Genomic DNA, 14,347 nt, shown 5'->3' with positions numbered 1-14,347 from the left:
TAAAGGCTTCCAGGGATTGCCATCTGCTTACAGGAGGGTATGATAAAAATCCCGGGTAGGGGCTGCAAGACCACCCAACGGACCGCGAATCCGGAGGGACAAAAAAACCGCCACATTGCTGTTGGCGGTTTTTTTATTGCTGTGTGTAGTCTTAGTAAAAGTCGCAGGTCGCTTTCTCGGCCTGATCCATCCACACCGGCTTCTCGCTGGTTTTCGCCCAGACGCGGTGCAGATAGCTATAAAAACGCGCACGATCTTTCCAGAACAGCATCACCGGCAGAGCCAGCACGCCAGCCACTACGGCGAAAGCGCGGCGCATGAACACGATATGAGCCGGAAACTCTTTATAAAGATCCATATTTTTCTCCCCTATAGTTGGCCGGAAACGTCATCCGGAAAATTCAAAATCTGTGACCTGGCTAAAATAATATCGCTTTGTTTGTAATTTTACTACTCATCCGACCACTTATTTTCGTCCGTTTAGCGAAAATTTACATTCAAGCCGTAATTAAGTTACAAAAAAGTTAACGATTTACTTATCAATAGTTAAATTACGGGCTTTGCCATTTTTATACTTTTTTTACACCCGCCCTTCTCATTTTTGCGAAATCTTTGCGCCATAAATCCTACCGTTAACACAACAACAAAAGTCACCCGGAGGTGGATTGTGAGTGCAGGTCTTATTGCCGGCATCGTGCTGGTGTTCCTGTTATTGGGTTATCTGGTTTATGCCCTGATTAATGCGGAGGCATTCTGATGGCTGCTCAGGCGTTTTTGCTTATTGCCAGTTTCTTAGTGGTGTTGTTCGTTCTGGCAAGGCCACTGGGCTCGGGGCTGGCACGGCTAATCAATAACGTTCCCCTGCCCGGCACGGGAGGCGTTGAAAAAGGGATCTGGCGCGTACTGGGTATAGACGATCGGGAAATGAACTGGCGTGACTATCTGATCGCCATTCTGCTGCTGAACATCGTCGGGCTCATTGCGCTTTTTGCCATGCTGATGCTGCAGGGTATCCTGCCTTTGAATCCGCAACAGTTGCCGGGCCTGTCCTGGCATCTCGCGCTGAACACGGCAGTCAGTTTTGTCACTAACACCAACTGGCAGTCCTATGCTGGTGAAACCACGCTCAGCTACTTCAGCCAGATGGTCGGGCTAACCGTGCAGAACTTCCTCTCTGCCGCCAGCGGTATTGCGGTGATCTTCGCGCTGACGCGTGCGTTTGCGCGTCAGAAAGTGAGTACGCTGGGTAACGCGTGGGTAGACCTGACGCGCATTACGCTGTGGATCCTGCTGCCGATTGCGCTGCTGATCGCGCTGTTCTTCATTCAGCAGGGCAGCCTGCAAAACCTGCTGCCTTACGCGCCATATACCTCGCTGGAAGGCGCAAAACAGCTCCTGCCGATGGGGCCAGTGGCGTCGCAGGAAGCCATCAAAATGCTCGGAACGAACGGCGGGGGCTTCTTCAACGCCAACTCCTCGCACCCGTTTGAAAACCCGACCGCCCTGACTAATTTTGTGCAGATGCTGGCAATTTTCCTGATCCCCGCCGCGCTCTGCTTTGCCTTTGGTGACGTAGTTAACGATCGCCGTCAGGGCCGTACCCTGCTCTGGACCATGTCGCTGATCTTTGTGGTCTGTGTTGCGCTGGTGATGTGGGCCGAATGGCAGGGTAACCCGCACTTCCTCTCACTCGGTGCCGATAGCGCAATCAACATGGAAGGTAAAGAGAGCCGCTTTGGCATTCTCGCCAGCAGCCTGTATGCGGTGGTCACCACGGCAGCTTCGTGCGGGGCCGTCAATGCCATGCATGATTCCTTTACGGCGCTGGGCGGCATGATCCCGATGTGGCTGATGCAGATTGGCGAGGTGGTGTTTGGCGGCGTGGGCTCCGGTCTTTACGGCATGCTGCTGTTCGTGCTGCTGGCGGTGTTTATTGCCGGTCTGATGATTGGCCGCACGCCGGAATATCTGGGTAAAAAAATCGACGTTCGCGAGATGAAATTAACCGCGCTGGCGATTCTGGTCACCCCGGCTCTCGTGCTGCTCGGCACCGCGCTGGCGCTGATGACCGAGGCCGGACGCAGCGGCATCTTTAACCCCGGCATTCACGGTTTTAGTGAAGTGCTGTATGCCGTCTCCTCGGCCGCCAACAACAACGGCAGCGCCTTTGCGGGCCTAAGCGCCAACTCACCGTTCTGGAACTGCCTGCTGGCGTTCTGCATGTTTGTGGGTCGCTTCGGGATCATTATGCCGGTCATGGCGATTGCCGGATCGCTGGTGAATAAAAAAATCCAACCGACCACCACCGGGACATTACCGACCCACGGCGCGCTATTTATCGGCCTGCTGACGGGCACCGTGTTGCTGGTCGGCGCCCTGACCTTTATCCCCGCCCTCGCGTTAGGCCCGGTCGCGGAATACCTCTCTTTACGCTGATTTTGCGGAGAAATTGTCATGAGTCGTAAACAACTGGCCCTGTTCGAACCGTCATTAGTTCGCCAGGCGCTCATGGATGCGGTGAAAAAGCTGAGCCCGCGCGTGCAGTGGCACAACCCGGTGATGTTTATCGTCTGGGCGGGAAGCGTCCTTACCACCGCACTGGCGATTGCCATGGGAACGGGCCATATGCCGGGAAATGCGATGTTTACCGGCGCCATCAGCCTGTGGCTGTGGTTTACCGTGCTGTTCGCCAACTTTGCGGAAGCGCTGGCGGAAGGCCGGAGTAAAGCCCAGGCCAACAGCCTGAAAGGGGTGAAAAAAACCGCCTTCGCGCGCAAGCTACGTGAGCCGAAATACGGCGCGCAGATGGACCACGTTCCGGCAGATGAACTGCGTAAAGGCGATGTGGTGCTGGTGGAAGCCGGTGACATCATCCCTTGCGACGGCGAAGTCATTGAAGGGGGTGCATCGGTGGATGAAAGCGCCATCACAGGGGAATCCGCGCCGGTTATCCGTGAATCCGGCGGTGATTTCGCCTCCGTGACGGGCGGGACGCGCATTCTCTCCGACTGGCTGGTGATCCAGTGCAGCGTTAACCCGGGTGAAACCTTCCTCGACCGGATGATCGCCATGGTGGAAGGCGCCCAGCGCCGTAAAACGCCAAACGAGATAGCCCTGACCATCCTGCTGGTGGCCCTGACCATTGTCTTCCTGCTGGCAACCGCGACGCTGTGGCCGTTCTCTGCCTATGGCGGTACCGCGGTCACCGTCACGGTGCTGGTGGCGCTGCTGGTCTGCCTGATCCCCACCACCATCGGCGGCCTGCTGTCGGCCATCGGCGTGGCCGGCATGAGCCGTATGCTCGGAGCCAACGTTATCGCCACCAGCGGGCGTGCTGTAGAAGCCGCCGGTGACGTGGATGTGTTGCTGCTGGATAAAACCGGCACCATTACCCTTGGTAACCGTCAGGCGTCAGATTTCCTACCCGCCCCGGGCGTGGATGAAAAAACGCTGGCGGATGCCGCGCAGCTCTCCTCGCTTGCTGATGAAACCCCGGAAGGCCGCAGCATTGTGATCCTCGCCAAGCAGCGCTTTAACCTGCGCCAGCGCGACGTTCAGAGCCTGCATGCCACCTTCGTGCCCTTTACGGCGCAAACCCGCATGAGCGGCATCAACATCCAGGATCGCATGATCCGTAAAGGCTCGGTTGACGCGATCCGCCGCCACATTGAGGCCAACAACGGTCACTTCCCACCGGAAGTGGACAACCTGGTTGAAAGCGTGGCCCGTCAGGGGGCAACGCCGCTGGTGGTGGCCGAAGGCGCGCGCGTGCTCGGGGTGATTGCGCTGAAGGATATCGTCAAAGGCGGCATCAAGGAGCGCTTTGCCCAGCTGCGTAAGATGGGGATCAAAACGGTGATGATCACCGGGGATAACCGTCTTACCGCCGCGGCGATTGCCGCCGAAGCGGGCGTGGATGATTTCCTTTCTGAAGCCACACCGGAAGCCAAGCTGGCGCTGATTCGTCAGTATCAGGCGGAAGGCCGTCTGGTGGCGATGACCGGCGACGGGACCAACGATGCCCCTGCCCTGGCGCAGGCCGACGTGGCGGTGGCGATGAACTCCGGTACGCAGGCAGCCAAAGAGGCGGGCAACATGGTCGACCTCGACTCAAACCCGACCAAGCTGATTGAAGTGGTGCACATCGGCAAGCAGATGCTGATGACGCGCGGCTCGCTGACCACGTTCAGCATCGCCAACGACGTGGCGAAGTATTTCGCCATCATTCCGGCCGCGTTTGCCGCGACCTATCCGCAGTTAAACGCCCTGAACGTGATGCACCTGCACTCTCCGGCCTCGGCCATTCTGAGCGCAGTCATCTTTAACGCCCTGATTATTGTCTTCCTGATCCCGCTGGCGCTGAAGGGCGTGAGCTATAAGCCGCTCACGGCGGCGGCCATGCTGCGCCGCAACCTGTGGATTTACGGCCTGGGCGGGCTGGTGGTGCCCTTCGTCGGCATCAAGGTTATCGACCTGCTGTTGACGCTGTTCGGCCTGGTTTAAAAGGTGAATCAAATGACGATGTTACGCCCCGCTATACTTCTGTTTATTCTGCTGTCTCTCATTACCGGCGGGCTGTACCCGCTGGTGACCACCGCGCTGGGCCAGTGGTGGTTTAAGGATCAGGCTAACGGCTCGCTGATTATGCAAAACGGTGAAAACCGCGGGTCTCGCCTGATTGGTCAGAACTTTACGGATGCCCGCTACTTCCAGGGACGCCCTTCCGCCACTGCCGAAAGCCCGTATAATCCGATGGCATCCGGCGGCAGTAACCTGGCGGGCAGCAACCCCGAGCTGGATAAAGCCGTTACTGAGCGCGTGGCTGCCCTGCGTGCCGCGAATCCACAGGCCAGCCGTGACGTTCCCGTGGAGCTGGTGACCGCCTCGGCCAGCGGGCTGGACTACAGCCTGACGCCGGCAGCCGTGGCATGGCAGATCCCGCGCGTCGCCGCCGCCCGTCAGCTGACCGTCGAACAGGTGAGCCAGCTGGTTGCCGAGCACACGCAAAAGCCGCTGGTCAGCTTCATCGGCATGCCCGTGGTAAATATTGTTGAGCTGAATCTGGCGCTGGACGCGCTAAGGAAAAACTAAATGACCGACGAGCCCATGCGCCCGGATCCGGACAGGCTGCTTGAACAGACGGCTGAAGCCCATCGCGGCAAACTGAAAATTTTCTTCGGCGCCTGCGCGGGCGTCGGGAAAACCTTCGCTATGCTGACGGAAGCCCAGCGGCTTCGGGCGCAGGGGCTCGATATTCTGATCGGCGTGGTTGAAACCCACGGACGTAAAGAGACGGCATCACTGCTGAAGGGGCTGGCAACCCAGCCGCCCCGCCGCATCAGCCATCGCGGTCGGTTAGTCACTGAATTCGATCTCGATGCCGCCCTCGCCCGCCGTCCTGCCCTTATCCTGATGGACGAACTGGCGCACAGCAATGCGCCAGGCTCGCGCCACCCTAAACGCTGGCAGGACGTTGAAGAATTACTGGAAGCCGGCATCGATGTGTTCACGACGGTTAACGTTCAGCATCTCGAAAGCCTGAACGATGTGGTCAGCGGCGTGACCGGCATTCAGGTGCGCGAAACGGTGCCCGATCCCTTCTTCGATTCCGCAGACGAGGTGGTGCTGGTCGACCTGCCGCCCGATGATTTGCGCCAGCGCCTGCACGAAGGCAAAGTCTATATCGCCGGCCAGGCCGAGCGCGCCATCGAACATTTCTTCCGTAAAGGCAACCTGATAGCCCTGCGCGAGCTGGCCCTGCGCCGAACCGCCGACCGGGTGGACGATCAGATGCGCGCCTGGCGCGACCTGCAGGGCCAGGAACGCGTCTGGCACACGCGGGATGCCATCCTGCTGTGCGTGGGCCACGGCAGCGGCAATGAAAAGCTTGTCCGCACCGCCGCGCGCCTGGCTGCCAAATTTGGCAGCGTCTGGCATGCGGTGTATGTCGAAACGCCGCAGCTGCACGCGCTGCCCGAAAACCAGCGTCGCGCGATCCTGAGTTCGCTTCGCCTTGCGCAGGAGCTGGGTGCGGAAACCGCCACCCTTTCCGATCCTCAGGAAGATAAAGCCATTCTGCGCTACGCGCGCGAGCATAACCTGGGGAAAATCGTCATTGGCCGTCGTCAGCATCGCCGCTGGTTTAGCCGCGAATCCTTTGCCGACAAGCTGGCCCGTCGCGCGCCGGATCTGGATCTGGTGATCGTGGCGCTGGACGACAAACCTACCCCCTTACCCAATCGTGCGCCAGACAGCCGCACCTTCAGCGATAAATGGCGCATTCAGCTTCGCGGCTGTCTTGTCGCCGTCGTGCTCTGTGCCCTGATTACCGTGATTGCCAGCCAGTGGCTGATTGCGTTTGACGCCGCCAACCTGGTGATGATCTACCTTCTCGGCGTGGTGGTGGTGGCGCTCTTTTACGGGCGCTGGCCGTCGGTCCTGGCGACGGTGATTAACGTCATCAGCTTCGATCTGTTCTTTATTGCTCCCCGCGGGACGCTCGCCGTCTCGGACGTGCAGTACATCCTCACCTTTGCCGTGATGCTCACCGTCGGGCTGGTGATCGGCAATCTGACGGCGGGCGTGCGCTATCAGGCGCGTATCGCCCGCTATCGCGAACAGCGCACGCGCCATCTCTATGAGATGTCGAAATCGCTGGCGGTGGGCCGCACGCCGCTGGATATCGTACAGACCAGCGAGCAGTTTATCCGCTCGACGTTTCATGCCAGCAACCTGATTTTACTTCCGGACGAACACGGCAAGCTGCGCCCGCTGACGTCGGCCTCAGGCATGACGCCCTGGGACGAAGCCATCGCGCGCTGGAGCTTTGACAAAGGCTTACCGGCGGGCGCAGGGACCGACACCCTCCCCGGCGTTCCCTATCAAATTCTGCCGCTGCGCAGCGCCGATAAAAATCAGGGGCTGGTCATCGTGGAGCCTTCCAACCTGCGCCAGCTGATGATCCCCGAACAGCAGCGTTTACTGGAGACGTTTACGCTGCTGGTTGCCAGCGCGCTGGAACGACTGGCCCTCACCGCCAGCGAGGAACAGGCCCGTCTGGCGAGCGAGCGGGAAAGCATTCGTAACTCGCTGCTGGCGGCGCTCTCTCACGATCTGCGAACCCCGCTCACCGTCCTGTTCGGTCAGTCAGAAATTCTGACGCTGGACCTGGCGGCGGAAGGCTCTAAACATGCCCTTCAGGCCAGCGAGATCCGCCAGCACGTGCTGAATACCACGCGCCTGGTGAATAACCTGCTCGACATGGCGCGTATCCAGTCGGGCGGTTTTAACCTCAAAAAAGAGTGGCTCACGCTGGAAGAGGTGGTGGGCAGCGCGCTGAAAATGCTCGAACCCGGTCTGGGCGGGCGACATATCGCGCTGAACATGCCCGAGCCCCTGACGTTAATTCATGTCGATGGTCCGCTGTTTGAACGGGTGCTGATCAACCTGCTGGAAAATGCCGCCAAATATGCGGGTGCCAATGCTCAGATTGGGGTAGATGCGACGGTGGAAGATGGCACGCTTCGCCTTAACGTCTGGGATACCGGCCCCGGCATTCCAGCCGGGCAGGAGTTGGCTATTTTCGAGAAATTTGCACGCGGCAATAAGGAGTCGGCCATTCCGGGCGTGGGGCTGGGGCTGGCGATTTGCCAGGCGATCATTGACGTGCATGGCGGCTCCATTTCCGCGGAGAATCGTCCGGAAGGCGGTGCGCGTTTTTGTGTTACACTTCCTCTGGAAACCCCGCCAGAACTTAATGAATTACCAGAGGATTTGTGATCAACGTTCTGATTGTTGAAGATGAGATCGCCATTAGCCGTTTTCTGCGCGCTGCGCTGGAAGGAGACGGTCTGCGCGTTCATGATGCGGGTACGCTTCAGCGGGGTTTAATTGAGGCCGCCACCCGCAAGCCGGACCTGGTGATCCTCGATCTTGGACTCCCGGACGGCGACGGCATCGATTTTATTCGTGAAGTCCGCCAGTGGAGCCAGATGCCGATCCTCGTGCTCTCCGCCCGTACTGAAGAGACGGATAAAATCGCCGCGCTGGATGCCGGGGCGGATGACTATCTGATTAAACCGTTTGGTATCGGCGAGCTTCAGGCTCGCCTTCGCGTGGCGCTGCGTCGCCACAGCGCCACCACGCCTGCCGATCCAACCTACGCGTTTGGGGATATCCGGGTTGACCTGGCCGCGCGGCGCATTTTGCGCGGCGAAGAGGAAATTCATCTTACGCCCATTGAGTTTCGCCTGCTCGCCGTACTGCTTAACAATCACGGCAAGGTTCTCACCCAGCGCCAGCTGCTAAGTCAGGTGTGGGGACCCAACGCCGTGGAACATAGTCATTATTTACGCATATATATGGGACATCTTCGTCAGAAACTCGAAGTCGACCCCGCTCGCCCTCGCCATCTATTAACTGAAACCGGTATCGGTTATCGGTTTATGCTTTGAATAACTATTCAATTTATTTTTAAATAAAACCGAAATACCTCAGACAATATTTCATAAATAACCCATACGTTATTTTTACGGGCTACTTTTGCTCATTTAAAACATTGATAATACAACCTGTTAACGCAACACCAACAAATCAGAATTTTGATCTGCGATATTCATCAAAAACGAATATTTATTTCTGATTTGATCGGTTAACGGTGATCTTGTTCACAGTTAATCGCTTTTTCCTGGATAAAATGACCATGCTTTCAATTACTGAAAGGAAAATGAAACATGGAAAACAACAATCGCTTAATGCCCCATATAAGGCGGACAACGCATATTATGATGTTTGCCCACCGAAACTGCTTTGACTTTCATCTCTTTAATGCCCGGTAGTCCTTCGACTTCTGGCGCACTCGCTTACAGGTTATCCTGAAACATATTATTTTACAGGTATTTGCCTGTGAACTCGTGCGCTCATTCATCTTGATTCAGACTCATCCGCACCGGGCGGACTGAATTTCAATCTTCAAAAAAGCAATGTACTGATTTTAATCAGCGACCACCCTTTGCTTTTTTTCCGGAAAATTATCGATTTCTTTCTTGCAAGAAATCGAGGGACGCTTATTACCTAAAATAAAGAGAGAAAGATGAAAAGTTTAAAAATCGCAGCCAGCCGCGCTTGTCCTGATTGCTTTACCACCCAGCGTGAACTGGTGGATGTCAGAGCCTCTGATTATATCGATGTCGCCGCTATTGTTCTGGCGGTCAGTGATATTACCGGCGGGATACTGGACGAAATAGAAGCCACCGGTTTTGGCATTCCCGTATTTGTCGCGACGCAGAAAGAAGAGTTCATTCCGGCAGACTATTTATCGCGCATTCATGGCGTATTTGAGTATTCAGACACCAGCAACGACTTTTATGGACGCCAGCTGGAAGCGGCAGCCCAAAAGTATGAAACCCAGCTGCGCCCGCCGTTTTTCCGCGCCCTTGTCGACTACGTGAAGCAGGGCAACAGTGCGTTCGACTGCCCGGGCCATCAGGGCGGCCAGTTCTTCCGCCGCCATCCTGCCGGCAATCAGTTTGTGGATTTCTTTGGCGAGACGCTTTTCCGCTCCGACCTGTGTAACGCCGACGTGGCGATGGGCGATCTGCTGATTCACGAAGGCGCGCCGTGCGTTGCGCAGCAACATGCGGCGAAGGTCTTTAATGCCGATAAGACCTACTTCGTGCTGAACGGCACCTCGTCATCCAACAAAGTGGTACTTAACGCCCTGCTCACGCCGGGCGACCTGGTGCTGTTCGACCGCAACAACCACAAATCTAACCATCACGGTGCCCTCCTCCAGGCCGGTGCAACGCCGGTCTATCTGGAAACGGCGCGCAACCCGTACGGCTTTATCGGCGGCATTGACGCCCACTGTTTTGAAGAAAGCTATCTACGCGAGCTGGTGGCCGAAGTAGAACACGGCCGTGCGCGCGATGCGCGTCCGTTCCGCCTGGCGGTGATCCAGCTGGGTACCTACGATGGCACTATCTATAACGCCCGTCAGGTGGTGGATAAGATTGGGCATCTGTGTGATTACATCCTGTTTGACTCCGCCTGGGTGGGTTACGAGCAGTTTATCCCGATGATGGCCGACTGCTCTCCGCTGCTGCTGGAGCTGAACGAAAACGACCCGGGGATTTTGGTTACCCAGTCCGTGCATAAACAGCAGGCGGGCTTCTCCCAGACCTCGCAAATCCACAAGAAAGATAGCCACATCAAAGGACAGCAGCGCTATGTCCCGCACAAGCGGCTGAATAATGCCTTTATGATGCACGCCTCCACCAGCCCGTTTTATCCGCTGTTCGCTGCGCTGGACATTAACGCCCGTATGCATGAAGGCCAGAGCGGCCGCAACATGTGGATGGACTGCGTGGTGAACGGTATCGAAGCGCGCAAGCTGATTCTGGAAAACTGCCATTATCTGCGCCCCTTCGTGCCGGAGACGGTGGATGGCCGTCCGTGGGAAAGCTGGGACACGGCGGAAATTGCGACCGATCTGCGCTTCTTCCACTTCGTACCGGGTGAAAACTGGCACGCCTTTGAAGGCTACGCTGAGCATCAGTACTTTATCGACCCGTGCAAGCTCCTGCTAACCACGCCGGGCATTAACGCCCGCACCGGGGAGTATGACGACTTCGGCGTGCCCGCCACTATCCTCGCTAACTTCCTGCGTGAAAACGGCATCGTGCCGGAAAAATGCGATCTCAACTCGATCCTGTTCCTGCTCACGCCTGCGGAAGATATGGGCAAACTGCAGCAGCTGGTGGCGCAGCTGGTGCGCTTCGAAAAACTGCTCGAGAGCGATGTTCCGCTGAAAGACGTCCTGCCTTCTCTCTACAAACAGCATCCGGAACGTTACGCGGATTACACCCTGCGCCAGATCTGCCAGGAGATGCATGACCTGTATGCCCGCCACAACGTGAAGCAGCTGCAGAAAGAGATGTTCCGCAAGTCCCATTTCCCACGCGTGATGATGAGCCCGCAGGACGCCAACTACGCCTATCTGCGCGGTGAAGTTGAACTGGTTTCACTGCGCGACGCGGAAGGCCGCATCGCCGCGGAAGGCGCCCTTCCTTATCCGCCGGGGGTATTGTGCGTGGTCCCTGGGGAGGTCTGGGGCGGCTCCGTGCTGCACTACTTCGCGGCGCTGGAAGAAGGCATCAACCTGCTGCCGGGCTTCGCGCCGGAGCTGCAGGGTGTGTACGTCGAAGAGTGCGAGGGCCGCAAACAGGTTCGCTGTAACGTCATCAAACAACCCGCCGCTCAGCCCGCGCTGCTGAAAGGAGAGAAATTATGAGTAAGTCCAATAAGATGGGCGTGGTGCAGCTAACTATCCTCACCATGGTGAACATGATGGGCTCCGGGATTATCATGCTGCCAACCAAACTGGCTGAGGTGGGTACCATCTCTATCATCTCCTGGCTGGTGACCGCCGTAGGCTCAATGGCGCTGGCGTGGGCGTTTGCCAAGTGCGGGATGTTCAGCCGCAAGTCAGGCGGCATGGGGGGCTACGCCGAGTATGCCTTTGGTAAGTCTGGCAACTTTATGGCCAACTATACCTACGGGGTGTCACTGCTGATCGCCAACGTGGCGATTGCCATCTCCGCCGTGGGCTACGGTACGGAGCTGTTTGGCGCGACGCTCAGCCCGGTACAGATTGGCCTGGCCACAATCGGCGTGCTGTGGATCTGCACCGTGGCTAACTTTGGCGGGGCGCGTATCACCGGACAGCTCTCCAGCATCACCGTCTGGGGGGTAATTATTCCCGTTGTAGGCCTGTGCATCATCGGCTGGTTCTGGTTCAGCCCGACCCTGTACGCCAACTCCTGGAACCCGCACCATGTGCCGTTCTTCAGCGCAGTCGGCTCTTCTATCGCCATGACGCTCTGGGCCTTTCTCGGTCTGGAATCCGCCTGCGCGAACGCAGAAGTCGTTGATAACCCTGAAAAGAACGTCCCGATTGCGGTCCTCGGCGGTACGCTGGGCGCGGCGGTGATCTATATCGTCTCGACTAACGTGATTGCGGGCATCGTACCGAATATGGATCTGGCTAACTCCACGGCGCCGTTCGGACTGGCCTTCGCGCAGATGTTCACGCCGGAAGTCGGGAAAGTGATTATGGGTCTGATGGTCATGTCGTGCTGCGGTTCACTCCTTGGCTGGCAGTTCACCATCGCGCAGGTGTTTAAATCCTCGGCTGATGAAGGGTACTTCCCAAAAATCTTCTCCCGCGTGACCAAAGCCGATGCGCCGGTGCAGGGCATGCTGGCGATTGTCATCTTCCAGAGCGGATTGTCGCTGATGACCATTAGCCCGTCGCTGAACAGCCAGTTCAACGTGCTGGTCAACCTGGCGGTCGTGACGAACATCATTCCGTATATTCTGTCGATGGCGGCGCTGGTGATCATTCAGAAGGTGGCGAAGGTGGATCCACGCAAAGCGCGCGCGGCCAATATCGTGGCGCTGATTGGCGCGATTTACAGCTTCTATGCGCTCTACTCATCGGGCCAGGAGGCTATGCTCTACGGGGCAATGGTAACCTTTATGGGCTGGACGCTGTACGGTCTGGTGTCACCGCGGTTTGAATTGAAGAATAAGCACAGTTAGGTCAAAGCAAAACGGCAACCCAAGGGTTGCCGTTTTATTGTTTTCTCCCTCTCCCTTCGGGAGAGGGTCAGGATGAGGGCATCAGCCCGCACCCAAACCGCACTTACGCGTTTTTCAGCACTTCGCTGACAATCTCTACCGCTTCTTTCTCAATCTGCTGACGATGCTCAGCGCCGAGGAAGCTTTCGCAATAGATTTTATACGCATCTTCCGTGCCGGATGGGCGAGCAGCGAACCAGCCGTTTTCGGTCATCACTTTCAGCCCACCAATGGAGGCGCCGTTACCCGGTGCCGCCGTCAGACGCGCGGTGATCGGGTCGCCGGCCAGGGTGCTTGCGCTGACCATCTCAGGAGAGAGTTTGGACAGGGCCGCTTTCTGGGCTGACGTTGCGCTGGCCTGAATACGGTTATAGCTTGGCGCACCAAAGCGTGCCGCCAGGTCGTTGTAATGTTCCTGCGGGTTTTTACCGGTGACCGCGGTGATTTCCGCCGCCAGCAGGCACATGATGATGCCGTCTTTATCGGTTGACCACGGCGTGCCGTCGAAGCGCAGGAAAGAAGCTCCCGCGCTCTCTTCACCACCGAAGCCAAAGCTGCCGTCGTGCAGACCGTCAACAAACCATTTGAAGCCCACCGGCACTTCCACCAGCTTGCGGCCCAGCGCCTCAACCACGCGGTCGATCATCGCGGAGGAAACCAGCGTTTTACCGACGGCCACCTCTTTCCCCCACTGCGGGCGGTGCTGGAACAGATAGTTAATTGCGACCGCAAGATAGTGGTTCGGGTTCATCAGCCCGGCAGGGGTGACGATACCGTGACGGTCATAATCGGGGTCGTTAGCAAACGCCAGATCGAATTTATCACGCAGCGCCAGCAGGCCCGCCATCGCGCACTCGGAGGAGCAGTCCATACGGATCGCGCCGTCTTTGTCCAGGTGCATAAAGCGGAAGGTCTGATCGACGTGATCGTTGACGATGGTCAGATCCAGCTTGTAGTGCTCGGCGATACGTTTCCAGTATTCGATACCGGAGCCGCCCAGCGGATCCACGCCCAGCTTGAGGCCGGCTTTCTGGATGGCCGCCATATCGACGATATCCGCCAGGCCTTCCACGAACGGCTGAACCAGATCCAGCTCTTTCACGTGACCGGACGCCATGGCCGCATCCAGAGAGATGCGCTTCACGCCTTTCAAGTCATCAGCCAGCAGCGCGTTCGCGCGATCCTCCACCACTTTGGTGACGTTGGTGTCTGCCGGGCCACCGTTAGGTGGGTTATATTTGATACCACCGTCTTCCGGCGGGTTGTGGGATGGCGTGATAACGATACCGTCAGCCAGCGCGCCACCTTTTTTGTTGTGCACCAGGATGGCGTTAGAGACCGCAGGCGTTGGGGTGAAGCCGTTGTTCTCCTGAACAATCACATCAACGCCGTTTGCCGCCAGCACTTCCACAACAGAGATGAACGCCGGTTCAGACAGGGCATGGGTATCTTTCCCCACGTAGCACGGACCGGTAACGCCGTTTTTAGCGCGCTCTTCCGCAATGGCCTGAGCAATGGCCAGAATGTGCGGTTCGTTAAAGCTGTGGCGCGCCGCGCTGCCGCGGTGACCAGATGTACCAAACTTCACTGCGTGTTCTGCGTTGCCCACGACCGGCTTCAGCACGTAATACTGCGCGGTCAGCTGAGCGACGTTAATCAAATCGCTTTGTTGTGCAGGTTGGCCTGCACGGCTGTGATTTGCCATTAC

At 57.5% G+C, this 14,347-nt stretch carries 11 protein-coding genes; 9 read left to right on the top strand and 2 right to left on the bottom strand.

Annotated features, from left to right (window positions below; all coding sequences use genetic code 11):
* Positions 1–151: 151 nt before the first annotated feature.
* Positions 152–358, bottom strand: coding sequence for a YbfA family protein (locus ACW9E7_RS04835; protein ID WP_008501079.1), 207 nt, complete (start codon positions 356–358; stop codon positions 152–154).
* A 309-nt stretch (positions 359–667) separates the two neighbouring features.
* Here ACW9E7_RS04835 and kdpF point away from each other — a divergent pair, with 309 nt between their 5' ends.
* From kdpF to potE, 9 genes are all read left to right on the top strand, one after another.
* Entirely contained in the window at positions 668–757 is a 90-nt protein-coding gene (gene kdpF, locus ACW9E7_RS04830) for a K(+)-transporting ATPase subunit F (protein ID WP_014069365.1), read from the top strand.
* Positions 757–2,436 (top strand): potassium-transporting ATPase subunit KdpA, encoded by a 1,680-nt coding sequence (gene kdpA / locus ACW9E7_RS04825; protein ID WP_458727334.1) that lies wholly within the window; start codon positions 757–759, stop codon positions 2,434–2,436. The genes kdpF and kdpA overlap by 1 nt, the downstream gene beginning before the upstream one ends.
* 18 nt (positions 2,437–2,454) lie before the next feature.
* Complete coding sequence (gene kdpB, locus ACW9E7_RS04820; RefSeq protein WP_136195356.1) at positions 2,455–4,503, top strand: potassium-transporting ATPase subunit KdpB; 2,049 nt, start codon at positions 2,455–2,457, stop codon at positions 4,501–4,503.
* A gap of 12 nt (positions 4,504–4,515) precedes the next feature.
* Positions 4,516–5,091, top strand: a complete 576-nt coding sequence (kdpC, locus tag ACW9E7_RS04815; protein WP_136195355.1) for a potassium-transporting ATPase subunit KdpC — start codon at positions 4,516–4,518, stop codon at positions 5,089–5,091.
* Positions 5,092–7,779 carry a two-component system sensor histidine kinase KdpD gene (gene kdpD / locus ACW9E7_RS04810; protein ID WP_458727333.1) on the top strand — a complete coding sequence of 896 codons (2,688 nt, stop codon included), beginning with the start codon at positions 5,092–5,094 and terminating at the stop codon, positions 7,777–7,779. It begins immediately after the preceding gene.
* Positions 7,776–8,453, top strand: coding sequence for a two-component system response regulator KdpE (gene kdpE / locus ACW9E7_RS04805; RefSeq protein WP_111964377.1), 678 nt, complete (start codon positions 7,776–7,778; stop codon positions 8,451–8,453). Before kdpD ends, kdpE begins: the two co-directional genes overlap by 4 nt.
* Before the next feature lie 279 nt (positions 8,454–8,732).
* Entirely contained in the window at positions 8,733–8,837 is a 105-nt protein-coding gene (gene speFL / locus ACW9E7_RS04800; protein WP_003858645.1) for a leader peptide SpeFL, read from the top strand.
* A 254-nt stretch (positions 8,838–9,091) separates the two neighbouring features.
* Complete coding sequence (gene speF / locus ACW9E7_RS04795) at positions 9,092–11,290, top strand: ornithine decarboxylase SpeF (protein WP_458727332.1); 2,199 nt, start codon at positions 9,092–9,094, stop codon at positions 11,288–11,290.
* Complete coding sequence (gene potE / locus ACW9E7_RS04790; protein WP_008501072.1) at positions 11,287–12,600, top strand: putrescine-ornithine antiporter; 1,314 nt, start codon at positions 11,287–11,289, stop codon at positions 12,598–12,600. The genes speF and potE overlap by 4 nt, the downstream gene beginning before the upstream one ends.
* Positions 12,601–12,703: 103 nt before the next feature.
* Here the strand turns inward: potE and pgm are convergent, their stop codons facing one another.
* Positions 12,704–14,344 (bottom strand): phosphoglucomutase (alpha-D-glucose-1,6-bisphosphate-dependent), encoded by a 1,641-nt coding sequence (pgm, locus tag ACW9E7_RS04785; protein WP_458727331.1) that lies wholly within the window; start codon positions 14,342–14,344, stop codon positions 12,704–12,706.
* Positions 14,345–14,347: the final 3 nt, after the last annotated feature.

It is taken from the genome of Enterobacter sp. H2G27, assembly GCF_054403075.1.
This window is presented reverse-complemented; position numbering and strand designations above follow the sequence as displayed.

Bases quoted from the DNA above. Each gene is read 5' to 3' on its own strand.
- ACW9E7_RS04835 (WP_008501079.1), bottom strand. From the start codon at position 358: ATGGATCTTTATAAAGAGTTTCCGGCTCATATCGTGTTCATGCGCCGC.
- kdpA (WP_458727334.1), top strand. From the start codon at position 757: ATGGCTGCTCAGGCGTTTTTGCTTATTGCCAGTTTCTTAGTGGTGTTG.
- kdpB (WP_136195356.1), top strand. From the start codon at position 2,455: ATGAGTCGTAAACAACTGGCCCTGTTCGAACCGTCATTAGTTCGCCAG.
- kdpC (WP_136195355.1), top strand. From the start codon at position 4,516: ATGACGATGTTACGCCCCGCTATACTTCTGTTTATTCTGCTGTCTCTC.
- kdpD (WP_458727333.1), top strand. From the start codon at position 5,092: ATGACCGACGAGCCCATGCGCCCGGATCCGGACAGGCTGCTTGAACAG.
- speFL (WP_003858645.1), top strand. From the start codon at position 8,733: ATGGAAAACAACAATCGCTTAATGCCCCATATAAGGCGGACAACGCAT.
- speF (WP_458727332.1), top strand. From the start codon at position 9,092: ATGAAAAGTTTAAAAATCGCAGCCAGCCGCGCTTGTCCTGATTGCTTT.
- potE (WP_008501072.1), top strand. From the start codon at position 11,287: ATGAGTAAGTCCAATAAGATGGGCGTGGTGCAGCTAACTATCCTCACC.
- pgm (WP_458727331.1), bottom strand. From the start codon at position 14,344: ATGGCAAATCACAGCCGTGCAGGCCAACCTGCACAACAAAGCGATTTG.